Here is a 16,943-nt window from a genome sequence, read left to right as displayed (position 1 = left end):
GCTGAATCACAGGAGCGGCAGGATGACTTCTCCTTACTGCCTCCTTCAGCGCCGTGATCACCGCATCGATCACCGTGCGGCTGTTCGCCGCGCTCCGGGAGCGGGCCGGCTGGGCGGAGCGCCAGGTGGTGCTCCCCGTAGGCGCCCCTGCCCCCACCCCGGCCAGCCTGTGGCGGCAGCTGGGTCTGGGGGACACACTGCCGGCGCAGGTGCGGGTGGCGGTGAACCAGGTGTTCGCCAGCGCCGACCAGCGGCTGGAGGCGGGCGCGGAAGTGGCCTTCCTGCCACCGATCAGTGGGGGCTGAGGGCGATGGCTGATCCGCTTCCGGGCAACATCGCCCTGCAGTTGCAGCTGCACCCCGAACGCTTCGATCCGCTCGTCGCCCTTGCGGCGTGGCAGCGGAGCCTGGCGGCCAGCGGCGCCGAGCCCGCCGCCGCCGAAGCCCACTTCATCGGCCGGGTGCGGGGTGTCACGGCGGCGGGAGTGCCGCTGGAGGCCCTGGAGCTGGAGCACTACCCCGGCATGACCGAAGCGCAGATCTCCCGCCTCGCCGCCGACTGCGCCCAGCGCCATGGCCTGCGGGCCGTGCGGGTGGATCACCGCGTGGGGCGGGTGCTGCCCGGTGAAGCGATCGTGCTGGTGGCGGTGACCGCCGACCGGCGCGGCCCGGCCCAGCGCGGTGGCCAGGAGCTGCTTGAAGCCCTCAAACATGAGGCTCCCTTCTGGAAGCGGGAGTGGAGCGGCGGCGTGGGCGCCTGGGTGGAGGGCAACACGGCGTTCTGAGCAGCAGCGTCATGCAGAAGTTTGTTCAACGCAGCGACAGCCTTCAGAAGATCGGCAGCCGCAGCAGCTGGGCCCACAGCTCCGTGCCGGCCGCCAGCGCGCCCAGTTCGGCCGGAATCTCCAGCAGCAGGTCGGCACCCTGCAGCGAACCGATCCGTGAGGAGGCCTGGCTGCCCTCCACCAGCGCCAGCAGCTCGCCATCAGGGCCCACCTGCAGCCGGGCGCGGGCCAGCTCGGGGCGGCCGGCGCCGCGCTTGAGCTCCGCCGCCAGCCGCACCTTCAGGCGCGGCAGCGGCTGCACCGGCGCCCCCTCCAGCAGCTGCAGCGCCGGCAGCAGCAGCTGCAGGGCGGTGATCGCGGCCGCCACCGGGTTGCCCGGCAGGCCAAACAATGGCGTGCCAGCGCCCCCAGCCCCCAGCCGCCCGAAGGCGAACGGGCGCCCGGGCTTGAGGAACAGCTTCCAGAAGCTCACCTGCCCCAGCTCGGCCAGCAATGGCCGAATCCAGTCGCTGTCGCCCGCCGACACCCCGCCGGTGCTCACCACCAGATCGCAGCCGGCCGCCAGCTCCAGCAGGGCTGCGCGCAGCTGCACCGGTGCATCGGCCACCACCCGCTGCTCGGCCACCTCCACCCCCAGCCGCGCCAGCAGCGCCGCCAGCAGGGTGCCGTTGCTCTCCCAGATCTGGCCCGGGCCGCGCCGGCTGCCGGCAGGCACCAGTTCATCGCCCGTGATCAGCAATCCCAGCCGCGGCCGCCGCCGCACCACCAGCTCCGCAACGCCGCAGCTGGCCAGCCGGCCCAGATCGGCCGGGCCCAGCCGCACCCCGGCTCCCAGCAGCTCCTGGCCGGCAGCGGCCTCCTCATCGGCGGCGCGGATCCAGGGGTTGGACCCCGCTTCACGCATCAGGCTCAGGCGCTCTCCCTCGGCTTCCACCAGCTCCTGGGGCAGCACCCGGGTGGCCCCTTCCGGCAGGGGAGCACCGGTGAGGATGCGGATCGCTTCCCCCGCCAGCAGCGGCGTGGCATAGGGGGCGCCCGGCGCCGAGCGGCCCACCAGGCGCCAGGAGTGTCCCGGCTGCGGGACACTCGCCACCGCCAGGGCATAGCCATCCATGATCGAGGCGCGGAAGCCTGGCACCGCCTCCGCGGCCAGCACCGGCGCCGCGCTCACCCGGCCCAGGGCCTGCGGCAGCGGCAGCCGCTCGCTGCCGGCCAGGGGCGTGAGCGCGGCCAGCACCTGGCGGCGGGCCTCCTCCAGGGGCAGGCCCTCGCGGGGGTAGGGCTCAAACGCTGCAGCGCGGCTGCTCATCAGGACTCTCGGCTCAGGAGGGCACGGCGCCGGGATGGGACCAGGCGCCATGGCGTCCGCCTGTTTTGCTCAACAACCGCACCGGGCCGATCGTCATGGCCGGATCGGCGGATTTCACCATGTCGTAGAGGGTGAGCAGGCCGATCTGCACGGCGGTGAGCGCCTCCATCTCCACCCCCGTGGGGCCGGTGGTGCGGGCCATCGCCTCGATGCGCAGGCCGCCGCCATCGGCGCTGGGCTCGATGCGCACCTCCAGGCCCGTGAGCGCGATCGGGTGGCAGAGGGGGATCAGCTCCCAGGTGCGCTTGGCGCCCTGGATCGCCGCCACCCGTGCCACCGCCAGCACATCCCCCTTGGCGGCGCGGCCGTCGAGCACCAGCGCCAGCACCGCCGGGTCCATGGCGATGAAGCCCTCGGCCACGGCACGGCGATCGGTGGCGGGGCGATCGCCCACTTCCACCATGTGCACCTCGCCGCTGGCGTTGAGGTGGCTGAGTGACGGATCGGGCCTGCGGACCTCCGGCACGGGATCCCACGCGAATCTGCGAACGCTAAGCCGGGGTCAGGCGCTCCAGGTGCAGGCCCTCGGTGCTGCCGATGTGCCCCTGGACGTAGCGGGACGGCTGAAACCTGCCCGCCCAGCCGGCGGGGAGCTCTGCCAGCAAAGCCTCGGCGTAGGGATGGCGCCGGGCCAGGCCCTGCAGGGTGTGGGCGGGGTAGATCCGCACCTCCCGGCGACAGACCCGCATCAGCTCAGCGATGGCCCGGCGATGCCAGGCGAAGTCGAAGCCCCCTGTCGGCATCAGGCCCCCCACATCCAGAGGTGCATAGGAGAAGAGCAGGTGCCCGCTCAGCACCAGATCGAAGCTGGCATCGGCGAAAGGAAGCACCGGCAGGGCCGCCTGCACATAGCGCTGGGGCCGGCGGCCGTAGTCGGCGAGGAAGGCCTCCAGCGCCCGATGCTTCTCGGTGCGGTAGGCCTTCAGGTCGAAGCCGGCGGCCAGGTGATCGGCAGCGGCGATCTGCTCCATGGCCAGGGCGATGTCGCCGCGGGCCTGACGATCCAGGCAATCGGGGGATGCCCCGTACCAGGGATCCACCGCTGTGACATCAAGTCCCGCCTCCCCCAGGACTGCGGCCAGCGAACCCGGCCCACCCGGGCAATCGAGCACGGAGGCGCCCAGCCACTGGGCCGGTGCGAGGCCGTACATCTCCAGGCATTCAGCCGCGCTGCGGCCGAAGAAAACGACCCGCCTGAATTCCAGCTCCATGGCCAGCCAGCAGCAGAGGCAAGCCAGTGTCGACCCCTGCTCACCCGAGGCAACCGGCCTCAGCTGCTGGAAAGGGCCGATTAGAAGGGTCTGGGCCCGTTGGCAATGCCCCTGTTGGCAATGCCCCCGTTGGCAGTCCCCCGCCGGCCGGCGCGTTCCCACCAGTACGACCCTGATCACCCCGTGACCATCGCCCCCCAGCGCACCACCCCTGGACGCGACCGCCTGGAACCCGGCAACATCTTCCCGCCGCTGCGGCGAAGCCGCCTGGAAACCCTGCAGGTGAACCTCACCTACCGCTGCAATCAGGCCTGTGTGCACTGCCACGTGAACGCAGGGCCCACCCGCACCGAAAGCATGGCGGCAGACGTCCTGGCCCTGATCCCGGCGGTGCTGGCCGCCAGGAAGCTGCGCTGCCTCGATCTCACCGGCGGCGCGCCGGAGCTTCACCCCGGGTTCCGGCAACTGGTGCGACGGGTCCGAGCCCTGGGGGTGGAGGTGATCGATCGCTGCAATCTCACGATCCTGCAGGAGCCGGGCCAGGAGGATCTGGCCGCCTTTCTGGCCGGCCAGGGGGTCACGGTGGTGGCCTCGCTGCCCTGCTACCTGCAGGACAACGTGGAGCGTCAGCGGGGCTCCGGGGTGTTCCAACGCAGCATCGACGGCCTGCGCCAGCTCAACGCGCTCGGCTACGGCCAGCTGGGCTCGGGTCTGGAGCTGAACCTGGTGTACAACCCCCAGGGGGCGGCGCTGCCACCGGCGCAGGGGCCGCTGGAGGCCGACTACCACCGGGTGCTGGCGGCCGATCACGGCGTGGTGTTCAACCGGCTCTATGCCCTGGCCAACATGCCGGTGCAGCGCTTCGCGGCGGTGCTGAGCGCCCAGGGGGAGCTGGAGAGCTACCAGGAGCTGCTGCGCCGCAGCCACCGCGACGCCAACCTGGAGCAGGTGATGTGCCGCCAGCTGATCAGCGTCGACTGGCAGGGCTTTCTCTACGACTGCGATTTCAACCAGCAGCTGGGGCTGGTGGCAGCGGGACCCGGTAACCGTCCCCACCTGCGGGATCTGCTGGGGCGCGACCCCAGCGGCGATCCGATCCAGGTGGCCGACCACTGCTTTGGTTGCACCGCCGGCAGCGGCTCCAGCTGCGGCGGGGCGCTGGCCGCATGACGCCAGACCCCGAGGAAGACGTGCCGTCCAGCCCAGCCTCCAGCCCTGACTCCAGCCCAGCCTCCAGACGCTGGCTGCTGCTGCTGGCGGTGGCCGCACTGGTGGCGCTGTTCTTCCTCCTGGATCTGCCCCGGCAGCTCAGCTTCGACGCCCTGCGCGACGCCCACACCAGCCTGCTGGCCTGGCGCCAGCAGACGCCTGTCCGTGCCGCGGCCCTCTACGGCCTGGCCTATGTGCTGGTTGCCGGGCTCTCCCTGCCCGGCGCGGCGGTGATGACCCTGGCCGGAGGCGCGGTGTTCGGGCTGGGGCTCGGCACCCTGCTGGTTTCATTTGCCTCCAGCGCCGGCGCCACCATCGCCTTCCTGCTGGCCCGCACCCTGCTGCGCGAGCCGATGCTGAACCGCTTCGGCGCCAGGCTGGCCCCGATCGAGGCGGGCCTGCGCCGCGACGGGGTGCTCTACCTGCTCAGCCTGCGGCTGGTGCCTGTGTTTCCGTTCTTCCTTGTGAATGTGGTGATGGGGCTGACCCCGATCCGCACGCTCTCCTTTTACGTCACCAGCCAGATCGGCATGTTGCCCGGCACCCTCGTTTACGTGAACGCCGGCACGCAGCTGGGGCAGCTGCGCAGCCTCGAAGGCATCCTCACGCCGCCGCTGCTGCTGTCGCTGGCGCTGCTGGGCGTCTTCCCCTGGATCGCGCGGCTGGCCCTGGAGCGCTGGAAGCTCTGGCGGGCAGGGCAATGATGGGCCACGAGCGCGGTTGAGGCCGGCCGATGCGCACAGCGCTGGTGCTGATCGATCTGATCAACGACATCACCCATCAGGACGGGGCGATCCCCACCTGCGCTGCCGAAGTGCAGCGGCGGCAGGTGCTGGCTGCAGCCAACCGGGCGCTTGAGCTGGCCCGGAGCCGCGCCTGGCCGACGATCCTGGTGAAGGTGGGTTTCGCTCGTGGTTACCCCGAGCTTCCCAGCCACGCCCCGATCTTCGGCCGCGCCCGGGAGCTGGGCGCCCTCCAGCTCGGTCAGTGGGGAACGGAGTTCCATCCGGATCTGGCGGTGGAGGCGGCCGATCTGGTGCTGGTCAAGCCGCGATTGAGTCCGTTCCACGGCACGGCCCTGGAGCCGGTGCTGCGGGCCGGCGGCATCGAGCAGCTGGTGCTTGGCGGCGTCAGCACCTGCTGGGCCCTGCAGGCGGCGGCGCGGGAAGGCCATGACCGGGATTACCGGGTGGTGCTGGTGGAGGAGGCCTGTGCCGCCTCCACCAGCACAGAGCACGTCCAGGCGATCAACTCCCTGGCCCGCCTGGCCCGCCTGGTGGGGCTCGGCGATCTCGCCGCCCTGTGCTGAGCACCCCTGCCTGAGCGGAGCTGGCCCGTGCCGCCGGAGCAGCGGCGTCAACTGGGGCGTCAGGCGCTGCTCCGCGCCCTGGCGGTGACGCTCTCTGCCCTGGCGGTGAGCGTCTGGCAGCTTCCCTTCGGGCAGTGGTGGATCTGGTCATCGGCCAGCGTGGCCACCGGGGAGGTCACAGCGTCGCGGCGCAAAGGCCTCGATCGCTTCGTGCTGGTGGTGCTGGGCGGAACAGTCGCTTTGGTCCTCGTGGAACTGGCGGGCCGGACGCCCGCGTGGATCAGCGGCCTGCGAGAGCGGTAGCGGCCTCCCATGGGAAGGTATGGACATTGCCGCGCGTTGATGCCATGGGCTGGACGCGCCCTTCCACGCGGTTCTGCGCCTTTCTCACCCTGCTCAACGACCGGCTGGGCGAGAGCATCGTGTTTCCGTTGCTGCCGTTCCTGCTGGCCAGCTTCACCAGTGATGGCCGCACCCTCGGCCTGCTGGCCGGCAGTTACGCCCTGGCCCAGTTCCTGTTCACCCCCCTGATCGGCGCGCTGAGCGATCGCTTCGGGCGCAAGCCGGTGATCAGTGCCTGCGTGGCCGGCTCGGTGCTGGGCCTGGGCGGTTTTGCCCTCACCCTGGCCGTGCCCTGGCCGGCCGGCAGCGCATGGCCGCTACCGCTGCTGTTCGCCGCCCGGCTGATCGATGGCGTCAGCGGCGGCACCGCCGCCACAGCCGGCGCCGTGCTGGCCGACATCAGCCCCCCGGAGCAGCGGGCCAAGGCCTTCGGGCTGATCGGCGTGGCCTTCGGGCTCGGCTTCATCCTCGGGCCGGCCCTGGGCGGCCTGCTGGCCGGCGTGAGCATCACCCTGCCGTTGCTGCTGGCGGTGGCCGTGGCGGCCGTGAACCTGGTGCTGGTGCTCACGGTGCTGCCTGAAACCCTGCCGACAGCGGCGCGCCGGCAACTGCCCCGCAAGCGTGATCTCAGCCCGCTCAGCCAGCTGCGGAAGGTGTTCACCAACCCCCAGGTGCGGCGCCTCAGCCTGGCCTTCTTCCTCTTCTTCCTGGCTTTCAACGGCTTCACCGCCGTGCTGGTGCTCTATTTCAAGCAGGCGTTCGGCTGGGGACCGGGCCTCTCTGCCGCCGCCTTCCTGGTGGTGGGCGTTGTCGCCACCGTGGTGCAGGGAGGCCTGATCGGCCCCTTGGTGCAACGCTTCGGTGAATGGCGCCTCACCCTCGCCGGCCTCGGCCTGGTGATCACCGGCTGCCTGCTGGTGCCGGCCGCCAACGCCGCCAATGCCCAGCCGGTGGTGTTCAGCGCTGTGGCGATCCTGGCGGCAGGCACTGGCCTGGTCACCCCCTGCCTGCGCAGCCTCGTGTCCCGGCGGCTCGACAGCAGCGGCCAGGGTGCCGCCCTCGGCAGCCTGCAGGGCCTGCAGAGCCTCGGCAGCTTCATCGGCCCACCCCTGGCCGGCCTCGCCTACGACCTGGCGGGGCAGAAGAGTCCCTTCTGGCTCGGCATCACCCTGCTGCTCGGGGTGGCGGTGCTGGTGGCCGGAGGTTTTCCCACACAGGGTGGCAAGGAGGCAAGCAAGCCCCATACCGAAACGATCCAGCCTTGATTGCTACCTTGCGGACGGCCAGAACTGCGCGGTGTCAGGGCAATGAGCGATCCAGTGGTGGCCCCCGAGCTTTACATCAACCGGGAACAGAGCTGGATCGCCTTCAACAGCAGGGTGCTGGCCCAGGCACTCAATCCCCGCACGCCGCTGCTGGAGCAGGCGAAGTTCAGCGCGATCTTCAGCAACAACCTCGATGAGTTCTTCATGGTGAGGGTGGCCTCGCTCAAGTCCCAGGTGGATGCGGGCGTCACCGTGCTCAGCGACGACAATCTCACCCCCCAGCAACAGTTGCTGGCCATTCAGGAGAAACTCCGGCCACTGCTGGAACAACAGCAGGTTCACTACCGCCAGCACCTCAAGCAGCAACTGGCCGGGCAGGGCGTCCACCTGGCTGATTACGAGCGGCTCAACAAGAAGCAGAAGGAATGGACGGATCACTACTTCCAGACCGCCATTTTCCCTGTGCTCACTCCCCTGGCGGTGGATCCGGCCCACCCCTTCCCGTTCATGAGCAACCTCAGCCTGAACGTGGCGGCGATCATTCTCGACCCGGAAACCGGGCAGCAGCAATTCGCCCGGGTGAAGGTTCCCCAGAAGATCCTGCCCCGCTTCGTGGAGATCCCCGCCGAACTGAGCAGCCGCGAGCCCACGCCGGTGTTCACCGCCGTTCCCCTGGAGCAGGTGGTGGCCTTCAACCTGCAGCTGCTCTTCCCCGGCATGACGATCGAGGGGCATTACTTCTTCCGCGTCACCCGTGATGCCGACCTGGAACTGCGCGACCTGGAAGCCGACGACCTGATGGAGGCCCTGCAGGAGGGGCTGCGCAAACGGCGTCGTGGCGGTGAGGTGGTGCGCCTGGAGGTGGCCAATGAAATGCCCGATCTGGTGGTGGAGCAACTGCTCGAAGGCACCGATGTGGACCCCGGTGATCTCTATCGGATCAATGGCCCGCTCGGCCTCGATGACCTGATGAGCCTGATGGCGCTCCCCCTGCCGGAGCTCAAGGACAAACCCCACCAGGGGCGTACGCCAACCGCCCTGGTGCGTGCCCAGAAAAGCCAGCTGGAAGACGGCTCGATCAAACCCGATGAATTCCAGAGCATTTTTTCGGTGCTTCGCCGCACCGATGTGCTGCTTCACCACCCCTACGAGCTGTTCGCCACCTCCGTCGAGGAGTTCATCAACCAGGCCGCCGACGACGCCTCGGTGCTGGCCATCAAGATGACCCTGTACCGGACCTCCAAGAATTCGCCGATCATCTCGGCCCTGATCCGGGCCGCCGAGCACGGCAAGCAGGTGATGGCCCTGGTGGAGCTGAAGGCCCGTTTCGACGAGGACAACAACATCCAGTGGGCCCGCCAGCTCGAGCATTCCGGCGTGCATGTGGTGTATGGGGTGCTGGGCCTGAAAACCCACACCAAGATCATGCTGGTGGTGCGCAAGGAAAAGGAGAAGCTGCGCAGCTACGTGCACATCGGCACCGGCAACTACAACTCCAAAACCTCCAGCCTCTACACCGACATCGGCCTGCTCTCGGCCCGGCCGGAGCTGGGCCAGGATCTGGTGGAACTGTTCAACTACCTCACCGGCTTCTCGAAGCAGCAGAGCTTCCGCCGGTTGCTGGTGGCACCGGTGACCCTGCGCAAAGGGATGGAGGCCCTGATTGAACGCGAGATCAGCCACGCCCGCGCTGGTGGCGTTGGAGCGATCCGGGCCAAGATGAATGCCCTGGTGGATCCGGCGATCATCGCCCTGCTCTATGAGGCATCCCAGGCGGGGGTCACGATTGACCTGGTGATTCGCGGCATGTGCTGCCTGCGGCCCGGCCTGGCCGGAGTCAGCGAGAACATTCGTGTCCAGAGCATCATCGGTCGCTTCCTGGAGCACTCGCGGCTGTTCTGGTTCGGCAACAACGGCGAGCCGGAGATGTTCTTCGGCAGCGCCGACTGGATGCCGCGCAATCTGGATCGGCGTGTGGAGGCGGTGGCACCGGTGGATGATCCGAAGCTCAGAGCCCAGCTGGAGAGGCTCCTGGACGCCTATGTCAACGACAACTGCGCCGCCTGGGACATGCAGAGTGACGGCACTTTCATCCAGCGTCAGCCGGAAGGCGAGCTGCACTGCGCCCAGCTCGATCTGATCAAGAAGTGGCGAACCGGCTTACTGACGGGGCCATAAGTTTGTCTTCTCGGATACAAGCTGGGAACAGTGCGGCCAGATGAAATCTTTGGATTTCAGCGGAAGTGTGGAGCATTTTCGAAATTTTCTGGATTTCGCAACGTCGAACGGCCACTGGTTCTGCTAAGTTCCGCCAATAACTTATGGGAGGCCGAGGTGATGGGGACACCTCCGCGATCCACGGCTGCGTCTGCAGTTCAGGGGGATGGTTCAAAGCCGTCCCCCAGAGTGGGTCAGCAACGAACCAGCGGCCGTCTGAGCGCAGACTCGATCGGGTGGTATCTGAGCACGATCGGACGTGTTCCTTTGCTCACTCCCGCCGAGGAAATCGAGCTCGCCCACCACGTGCAGGGGATGAAGATTCTTCACGCCCTGCCGGCCGATTCGCTCACCCCACGCCAACGGCATCAGATCCGGATGGGCACCAGAGCCCGCGATCGAATGATGGCCGCCAATCTCCGGCTGGTGGTGAGTGTGGCCAAGAAGTATCAGAACCAGGGTCTTGAACTGCTGGATCTCGTCCAGGAAGGGGCGATCGGTCTGGAGCGCGCCGTCGACAAGTTCGATCCGGCCATGGGCTACAAGTTCTCCACCTACGCCTATTGGTGGATCCGCCAGGGCATGACCCGGGCGATCGACAACAGCGCCCGCACCATCCGCCTGCCGATTCACGTCAGTGAAAAGCTCTCGAAGATGCGGCGCATCACCCGTGAGCTCTCCCATCGTTTCGGGCGCCAGCCCAACCGGCTTGAACTGGCCCATGCAATGGGCATCGAGCCCAAGGATCTCGAGGATCTGATCACCCAGAGCGCCCCCTGCGCCTCTCTCGATGCCCATGCCCGCGGTGAAGAAGACCGCAGCACCCTGGGGGAATTGATTCCGGATCCGGCCAGCAACGAATCGATGGATTCGATGGACCGCAGCATCCAGAAGGAGCACCTCGGCTCCTGGCTGTCCCAGCTCAATGAACGCGAGCAGAAGATTCTCAAGCTGCGTTTCGGCCTGGAGGGCACCGAGCCGCTCACCCTCGCCGAGATCGGCCGCACGATCAACGTCTCCCGTGAGCGGGTGCGGCAACTGGAGGCCAAAGCGATCATGAAACTGCGGCTGATGAGCAGCTACCAGCAGGCCGCCTGAGCCGGCTTGGCAACGTTGAGCGGATGGAGTGGCCTCAGCGGAGCCAGCCAGCAGGCGGCTGGGGTTGCAGCCGTGGCTCTCTGGCTCGGCTTGCTGCTGCTGGCAGCCTTCTGGCTGCGGCGGCGCTGGCCCGGGCAGCGGGAATGGAGTCGCAAGCTCGTCCACATCGGCACCGGTCCCGTCGTTGTGATCGCCTGGATCGTCGGCATCGATCGCCCGCTCGCCGTGGGAGCGGCGGCCCTGATCACCGCGATTGCGGCGCTCAACCATCGGATCCGGCTGCTGCCGGCCATCGAGGATGTCGGCCGCGCCAGCTACGGCACGATCGCCTATGGCGCCGCCATCACCGTGCTCCTGATTCTGTTCTGGCCCCGGCACCCTGACGCCGTGGCGGCAGGCGTGCTGGTGATGGCCCTGGGGGATGGACTGGCCGGGGTGCTCGGAGCGGCGATCCCTTCGCCGAGCTGGCAGATCTGGGGCCAGCGGAAATCCCTGCTGGGCACCGCCACGATGGGGCTGGTGGGCTGGATTGTTCTGGTCAGTCTGCAGGCAGCCACCGGCGAGGCGGCTGGGCTGGCGCCCGGTGGCCTGGTTGGGGTTGCCCTGGTGGCCACGGCGCTGGAGCAGCTGGCCGTCTTCGGGCTGGATAATCTCACCGTGCCGATCGTGACCGGACTGCTCTGGAGGCTGCTCTCCACTCAGGCCTGAAGCATCCGTTCGCAGCGCTGCTGCCAGTCGTCGTGGGTGCCGAGGCCCGCCACCAGCAGGCGGGAACTGGGCTCCTGCCGCAGCCGGATCTGCCACTGGCGAATCACCTCGGCCCGCTCCATCCACACGTTCAGCACCGTGCGCTGGATCCCCTCCGGATCCCAGCCCCGCTGCCGCGAGGCGGCATAGGCCCAGCCCAGCAGATCATCGAGCTGAAAGGGCCGGAACCCGGCAAAAAGAGGACCAGGCTCCTGAGCGGATTCCGTACTTTGCTGCAGATAGAACATCTGGAGCGGCTCAGAAAGACCGCAGAATTGAAGGAGATAGGCCATGTCAGAATCACCCAGGTGCAGTGACTCCGGCAACGTAGACACTCCCGCCCGGGCTGATGTTCAGCCAGAACAGTTCCGGGCCTGATAATGAATCTGGCACTCGAAGGAATGGAGTGCCAGAGCAGAGTTCAGACCGGCGCCATGGCCGTGGCCTGAACCCCGGCCACGGCCTCTGCCAGCCGATCGAGCACCTCCCGGGTCGTGGCCAGGTCGATGCAGGCATCGGTGATGCTCTGGCCGTAGGTCAGCTGGGACAGATCGGCGGAAATCGCCTGGTTGCCGGCCACCAGATGGCTCTCGATCATCACCCCCATGACATGACGGGAGCCTTCGCCGAGCTGGGCGCCCACCTGGGCCGCCACGTCGGCCTGGCGACGGTAGTCCTTGTTGGAGTTGCCATGGCTGCAATCCACCATCAGCCGAGCTGGCAGAGCGGCCCGGGCCAGGGAGGCGGCCGCCGCCGCCACCGCTTCGGGGTGGTAATTGGTGCCGCCCTTGCCGCCTCGCAGCACCAGGTGTCCATCCGGGTTGCCGGTGGTGGACACGATCGCGGCATGGCCGAGCTGACTGATGCCGAGAAAATGGTGGGGCCGTGCCGCTGCCTCCATGGCATTGATCGCCGTGAGGGCACTGCCATCGGTGCTGTTCTTGAAGCCGATCGGCATCGAAAGACCGGACGCCATCTCGCGGTGGGTCTGGCTTTCGGTGGTGCGGGCCCCGATCGCCGTCCAGCTGATCAGATCAGCGATGTACTGGGGAACCACAGGGTCGAGCAGCTCAGTGGCGGCGGGCAGGCCCAGTTCGTTGAGATGGAGCAGCAGGCTGCGGGCCAGCCGCAACCCGGTGTTGATGTCGTAGCTGCCGTTGAGATGGGGATCGTTGATCAGGCCCTTCCAGCCCACAGTGGTGCGGGGTTTCTCGAAGTAGACCCGCATCACCACCTCCAGCTGACCCCGATGCTTCTGCTGGAGCTCCACAAGGGCGTCGCCGTATTCCCGCGCCGCTTTGAGGTCGTGGACCGAGCAGGGGCCGACGATGACCAGCAGGCGTGAATCCCGGCCATGCAGGATCGCCTTGATTCGATCCCGCGTGGAAACAACGGTGGCCGCGGCGGCTGCGGAGAGGGGCAGTTCGCGGTGCAGAACAGCAGGGGCGACGAGCGGCCGGGTCTCCACCACATGGAGATCGGAGGTGGGGTTCATGCCGGTCGCGGTCGAGAACCGAAAACGAATTCATCACCCTAAACAGTCAGAACACCCTCGCTTTGGCAACAGTCGTGACCACGGGGTCGGCGGCGGGCGGGAGAATGGAAAAACGCTCGATTGATTCAGGCATGGTGGCCGCCCCGTTCTCCGATTCCAACCTGCTGGCCACCTACCGCCAGGCCGCTGCGGAACGGGAGGCCCTCGGCGTGCCGCCGCTGCCGCTCTCGGCGCCCCAGGCCCAGGCTCTCACCGAGCTGCTGGAGCGGCCGCCCGCCGGCGAGGAGGCGTTCCTGCTGGATCTGCTGAGCGAACGCATTCCGCCGGGGGTGGATGAGGCGGCCTATGTGAAGGCCGGCTGGCTGAGTGCCGTGGCCCAGGGGCTGGCCACCAGTCCGCTGCTCGAGCCGATCGCGGCCACCCGGCTGCTGGCCACGATGATCGGCGGTTACAACGTGGGGGCGCTGATCACGCTGCTGAGCCACGCCGATGCCGCCATTGCGGCTGAGGCCGCCACGGGGCTGAGCCGCACCCTGCTGGTCTACGACGCCTTCAACGATGTGCTGGAGCTGGCCCAGACCAATCCGTGGGCCAAGCAGGTGGTCGAGAGCTGGGCCGAGGCTGAATGGTTCACCGCCAAGCCGGAGCTGGCCGAAGCGATCACGGTCACGGTGTTCAAGGTGGAGGGGGAAACCAACACCGACGACCTCTCACCGGCCACCCACGCCACCACCCGCCCGGACATCCCCCTGCATGCCATGGCGATGCTCGAAACCCGCCAGCCCGGCGGCCTCGAGCAGATCACCGCCCTCAAGGCCAAGGGCCATCCGGTGGCCTATGTGGGCGATGTGGTGGGCACCGGCAGCTCGCGCAAATCAGCGATCAACTCGGTGCTGTGGCATACCGGCACCGACATTCCCCATGTGCCCAACAAGCGCTCCGGCGGGGTGATCCTGGGCGGCAAGATCGCACCGATCTTTTTCAACACGGCCGAGGATTCCGGCGCCCTGCCGATCGAGTGCGATGTGGCGGCGCTGGCCACCGGCGATGTGATCACGATCCGCCCCTACGCCGGCACGATCGAGCGCGCGGCGGGGGAAGCCGGCGCCGGCGAGATCGTGGCCCGCTTCGAGCTCAAGCCCAGCACGATCACCGATGAGGTGCGCGCCGGTGGTCGCATCCCGCTGCTGATCGGCCGTTCCCTGACGGACAAGGTGCGCGCCCGTCTGGGTCTGCCCGCCTCCGATCTGTTCATCCGCCCCGTGGCCCCCACCGACACCGGCAAGGGCTTCACCCTGGCCCAGAAGATGGTGGGCCAGGCCTGCGGCCTGGCGGGGGTGCGGCCGGGCACCAGCTGCGAACCACTGATGACCACCGTGGGCTCTCAGGACACCACCGGGCCGATGACCCGCGACGAGATGAAGGAACTGGCCTGCCTGGGCTTCTCCGCCGATCTGGTGCTGCAGAGCTTCTGTCACACCGCCGCCTACCCGAAGCCGGTGGATCTGAAAACCCACGCCGAGCTACCCGATTTCATGGCGTCGCGCGGCGGCGTGGCGCTGCGCCCCGGCGACGGCATCATCCACAGCTGGCTCAACCGCATGCTCCTTCCTGACACGGTGGGCACCGGCGGTGACAGCCACACCCGCTTCCCGCTGGGCATCTCCTTCCCGGCCGGCTCGGGCCTGGTGGCCTTCGCCGCCGCCATCGGCGCCATGCCGCTCGACATGCCCGAGTCGGTGCTGGTGCGCTTCACGGGGTCGTTGCAGCCGGGCGTGACCCTGCGCGATGTGGTGAACGTGATCCCGTGGGTGGCGATCCAGAAGGGTCTGCTCACCGTGGCGAAGGCGGGGAAGATCAACGTGTTCTCCGGCCGCATTCTCGAAATCGAAGGCCTGCCCGATCTCAAGCTGGAACAGGCGTTTGAGCTCACGGACGCCTCTGCTGAACGGTCCTGCGCCGGCTGCACGATCAAGCTCTCGGAAGCGACGGTGGCGGAATACCTGCGCAGCAATGTGGCGCTGCTCAAGAACATGATCGCCAGGGGGTACAGCGATGCCCGCACCATGGCCCGCCGCCTGCAGGCGATGGAGGCCTGGCTGGCGGATCCGCAGCTGCTGAGCGCCGATGCCGACGCGGAGTATGCCGAAGTGATCGAGATCAACCTCGATGAACTCACCGAACCGGTGCTGGCCTGCCCCAACGACCCCGACAACGTCAAGTTGCTGAGTGAGGTGGCGGGCGACCGGATCGATGAGGTGTTCATCGGCTCCTGCATGACCAACATCGGCCACTACCGTGCCGCGGCCACCGTGCTCGACGGGGCCGGCACCAGCGCCGCGCGGCTGTGGGTCTGCCCCCCCACCCGCATGGACGACGAGGTGCTGCGCGCCGAGGGCTACACCGCCAAGTTCGAGACCGCCGGCGCCCGCATGGAGCTGCCCGGCTGCTCGCTGTGCATGGGCAACCAGGCCCGGGTGGAAGACAACACCACCGTGTTCTCCACCAGCACCCGCAACTTCAACAACCGCCTCGGCAACGGCGCCCAGGTGTATCTGGGCAGCGCCGAACTGGCGGCGGTGTGCGCCCTGCTGGGCCGCATTCCCAGCCCGGCCGAGTACCTGGAGATTGCGGCGGCCAAGATCGATCCCCTCTCCGATCAGCTCTACCGCTACCTCAACTTCGACCAGATCGACGGCTTCAGCGACGCCGGCCGCGTGGTGAGTGTGGAGGAGGAGGAGAAGGTGCTGGCGGGGGTGTGAGCCGCTGCTTCCTGGCTGGAAACTGTGTCTGAAGTTACAAATCGTGGATCTGGCGGGCTGATTCCGCTGCCATCGATAAGGTCAACCTGACAGTTCGCTGCTCCAACTGATGCCCCGATTCCCCCAGCTGCTCGGCACCGGTGTGGCCGTGATGGCAGCCGCAACGCTCAGCCTGACCGGCTGCAACAGCGCCAAGCAAGGCATGAAGGAAGCGGCTTCAGGCATGGGGGATGCGGCCAGCACCGCTGTTGATGGCGCGACCCAGACAGCCCTGGCACCTGCCGTCAACCCGGTGCTTGATCTGCTCAAAAAAGGGCAGGGCGAAGTGAGCAACGGCAATCTGGCCGCCGCTGCCGCCACCATGGGCGGCTTCAAGGGGCTCTGGGAAAAGGCCGGCCCTGTGATCAAACCCCTGGCCGGTGATAAGTACCCCGCCATCGAGACGGCAGCCAACACCTTGATCAGCACCTTCGGTGGCGGCACGCCGGATGCAGCCGGCGCCAGCGCAGCGATCGGCGGGCTGATGGCCCCCCTCTCAGCCCTGATCGGCAAGTAAACCCAGCCACAGGGCCGCCAGCGGCCCTGCCCTCATTCGTTGGGGGGAGTGATCGGAGCGCCATCGGACATGTCGCAGCGCTCCGAGAGTTCCACTGTGATCCCTTCCGGCCCGCAAAGGAAGACAAGCTTGCGGCCGTGGAAGTTGAGGATCTCGTTGCGGGTCCTGATTCCGGCCGCTCGCAACCGCTGCAACTCGCCGTCCAGGTCGTCGACAGCAAAACAGATGTGGTTGTAGCCGAGCTTGCTCAAGTCGCTGATGCTCGGGTCCAAGGCAGGCTGCGGCTGCCGGTAGCCCAGCAACTGCACCTCCATGCGTGGAACTGCGCCGGCGAGCACCAGCGTCACATGCTCAGCCTCAATTCCCGCCACCCCCATGTAGTTCGAGAAGATTTCGCCCGTTATCACGACCGTCTTCTCGTGCTCAAAGCCAAGCAGATTGAAGAATCGGCTGGCGGCCTCCACATCCCGAACAACAATCGTGACGTGATCAAGGTGTTTGACCATCTTGCTTCCTTGTTGATGATGGTTCTACTGGAGCATGATCAGCAACGCAAGCATGCAACCTGAACCAGCCGGC

General features: G+C 67.8%; 18 protein-coding genes. 12 read left to right on the top strand and 6 right to left on the bottom strand.

From position 1 onward, the window contains the following. The first annotated feature begins 53 nt into the window (after positions 1 to 53). Together ACXMDY_RS12520 and ACXMDY_RS12515 are read left to right on the top strand one after the other, a co-directional pair. A complete protein-coding gene (locus ACXMDY_RS12520) occupies positions 54 to 305 on the top strand; it encodes a MoaD/ThiS family protein (RefSeq protein WP_311133951.1) in 252 nt (83 codons plus the stop codon). 5 nt (positions 306 to 310) lie between these two features. Next, complete coding sequence (locus tag ACXMDY_RS12515; RefSeq protein ID WP_259702686.1) at positions 311 to 784, top strand: molybdopterin synthase catalytic subunit; 474 nt, start codon at positions 311 to 313, stop codon at positions 782 to 784. A 43-nt stretch (positions 785 to 827) separates the two neighbouring features. Here ACXMDY_RS12515 and ACXMDY_RS12510 read toward each other — a convergent pair whose 3' ends face one another. From ACXMDY_RS12510 to ACXMDY_RS12500, 3 genes are read right to left on the bottom strand one after another with little or no spacing between them, the layout of a single operon-like run. After that, complete coding sequence (locus ACXMDY_RS12510; RefSeq protein ID WP_259702687.1) at positions 828 to 2,093, bottom strand: molybdopterin molybdotransferase MoeA; 1,266 nt, start codon at positions 2,091 to 2,093, stop codon at positions 828 to 830. A gap of 13 nt (positions 2,094 to 2,106) precedes the next feature. Beyond that, on the bottom strand, positions 2,107 to 2,619 hold the full coding sequence (gene moaC, locus ACXMDY_RS12505) for a cyclic pyranopterin monophosphate synthase MoaC (RefSeq protein ID WP_259702688.1): 513 nt from the start codon (positions 2,617 to 2,619) through the stop codon (positions 2,107 to 2,109). Positions 2,620 to 2,644: 25 nt separating this feature from the next. Then, positions 2,645 to 3,364 carry a class I SAM-dependent methyltransferase gene (locus ACXMDY_RS12500; protein WP_259702689.1) on the bottom strand — a complete coding sequence of 240 codons (720 nt, stop codon included), beginning with the start codon at positions 3,362 to 3,364 and terminating at the stop codon, positions 2,645 to 2,647. A 183-nt stretch (positions 3,365 to 3,547) separates the two neighbouring features. Here ACXMDY_RS12500 and arsS point away from each other — a divergent pair, with 183 nt between their 5' ends. The 8 genes from arsS to ACXMDY_RS12460 all read left to right on the top strand — a co-directional run bounded on the left by arsS (position 3,548) and on the right by ACXMDY_RS12460 (position 11,512). Then, positions 3,548 to 4,534: an arsenosugar biosynthesis radical SAM (seleno)protein ArsS gene (gene arsS / locus ACXMDY_RS12495; RefSeq protein WP_259702690.1), complete on the top strand. Its 987-nt coding sequence runs from the start codon at positions 3,548 to 3,550 to the stop codon at positions 4,532 to 4,534. Beyond that, on the top strand, positions 4,531 to 5,277 hold the full coding sequence (locus ACXMDY_RS12490) for a TVP38/TMEM64 family protein (protein ID WP_259702691.1): 747 nt from the start codon (positions 4,531 to 4,533) through the stop codon (positions 5,275 to 5,277). Before arsS ends, ACXMDY_RS12490 begins: the two co-directional genes overlap by 4 nt. 29 nt (positions 5,278 to 5,306) lie before the next feature. Continuing rightward, positions 5,307 to 5,882: a cysteine hydrolase family protein gene (locus ACXMDY_RS12485; RefSeq protein WP_259702692.1), complete on the top strand. Its 576-nt coding sequence runs from the start codon at positions 5,307 to 5,309 to the stop codon at positions 5,880 to 5,882. Positions 5,883 to 5,909: 27 nt separating this feature from the next. Continuing rightward, on the top strand, positions 5,910 to 6,185 hold the full coding sequence (locus ACXMDY_RS12480; RefSeq protein WP_259702693.1) for an aromatic acid exporter family protein: 276 nt from the start codon (positions 5,910 to 5,912) through the stop codon (positions 6,183 to 6,185). Positions 6,186 to 6,229: 44 nt separating this feature from the next. Next, positions 6,230 to 7,489, top strand: coding sequence for an MFS transporter (locus tag ACXMDY_RS12475; RefSeq protein WP_259702694.1), 1,260 nt, complete (start codon positions 6,230 to 6,232; stop codon positions 7,487 to 7,489). Positions 7,490 to 7,531: 42 nt separating this feature from the next. Beyond that, positions 7,532 to 9,667, top strand: coding sequence for a polyphosphate kinase 1 (gene ppk1 / locus ACXMDY_RS12470; protein ID WP_259702695.1), 2,136 nt, complete (start codon positions 7,532 to 7,534; stop codon positions 9,665 to 9,667). 159 nt (positions 9,668 to 9,826) lie between these two features. After that, a complete protein-coding gene (locus ACXMDY_RS12465; protein WP_259702696.1) occupies positions 9,827 to 10,804 on the top strand; it encodes an RpoD/SigA family RNA polymerase sigma factor in 978 nt (325 codons plus the stop codon). Positions 10,805 to 10,810: 6 nt separating this feature from the next. Beyond that, positions 10,811 to 11,512 (top strand): diacylglycerol/polyprenol kinase family protein, encoded by a 702-nt coding sequence (locus tag ACXMDY_RS12460; RefSeq protein ID WP_457767637.1) that lies wholly within the window; start codon positions 10,811 to 10,813, stop codon positions 11,510 to 11,512. Here the strand turns inward: ACXMDY_RS12460 and ACXMDY_RS12455 are convergent. Together ACXMDY_RS12455 and ACXMDY_RS12450 are read right to left on the bottom strand one after the other, a co-directional pair. After that, positions 11,503 to 11,844, bottom strand: a complete 342-nt coding sequence (locus ACXMDY_RS12455) for a hypothetical protein (RefSeq protein ID WP_259702698.1) — start codon at positions 11,842 to 11,844, stop codon at positions 11,503 to 11,505. The two genes, ACXMDY_RS12460 and ACXMDY_RS12455, sit on opposite strands and share 10 nt — an antisense overlap. 128 nt (positions 11,845 to 11,972) lie before the next feature. Further along, on the bottom strand, positions 11,973 to 13,046 hold the full coding sequence (locus tag ACXMDY_RS12450) for a 3-deoxy-7-phosphoheptulonate synthase (protein ID WP_259702699.1): 1,074 nt from the start codon (positions 13,044 to 13,046) through the stop codon (positions 11,973 to 11,975). Between the two features lie 104 nt (positions 13,047 to 13,150). Here ACXMDY_RS12450 and acnB point away from each other — a divergent pair, with 104 nt between their 5' ends. Beyond that, positions 13,151 to 15,808, top strand: coding sequence for a bifunctional aconitate hydratase 2/2-methylisocitrate dehydratase (gene acnB, locus ACXMDY_RS12445; RefSeq protein WP_259702700.1), 2,658 nt, complete (start codon positions 13,151 to 13,153; stop codon positions 15,806 to 15,808). Positions 15,809 to 15,917: 109 nt separating this feature from the next. Next, positions 15,918 to 16,364, top strand: a complete 447-nt coding sequence (locus ACXMDY_RS12440; RefSeq protein WP_259702701.1) for a hypothetical protein — start codon at positions 15,918 to 15,920, stop codon at positions 16,362 to 16,364. A 32-nt stretch (positions 16,365 to 16,396) separates the two neighbouring features. On the opposite strand, the gene ACXMDY_RS12435 is transcribed toward ACXMDY_RS12440, so the two are convergent. After that, positions 16,397 to 16,870 carry a VOC family protein gene (locus ACXMDY_RS12435; protein ID WP_259702702.1) on the bottom strand — a complete coding sequence of 158 codons (474 nt, stop codon included), beginning with the start codon at positions 16,868 to 16,870 and terminating at the stop codon, positions 16,397 to 16,399. Between the last annotated feature and the right edge of the window lie 73 nt (positions 16,871 to 16,943).

The sequence above is a fragment of the Cyanobium sp. ULC082 genome (assembly GCF_977927535.1).
The sequence above is the reverse complement of the archived record's forward strand: the minus strand, read 5'-3'. Positions and strand labels throughout refer to the sequence as shown.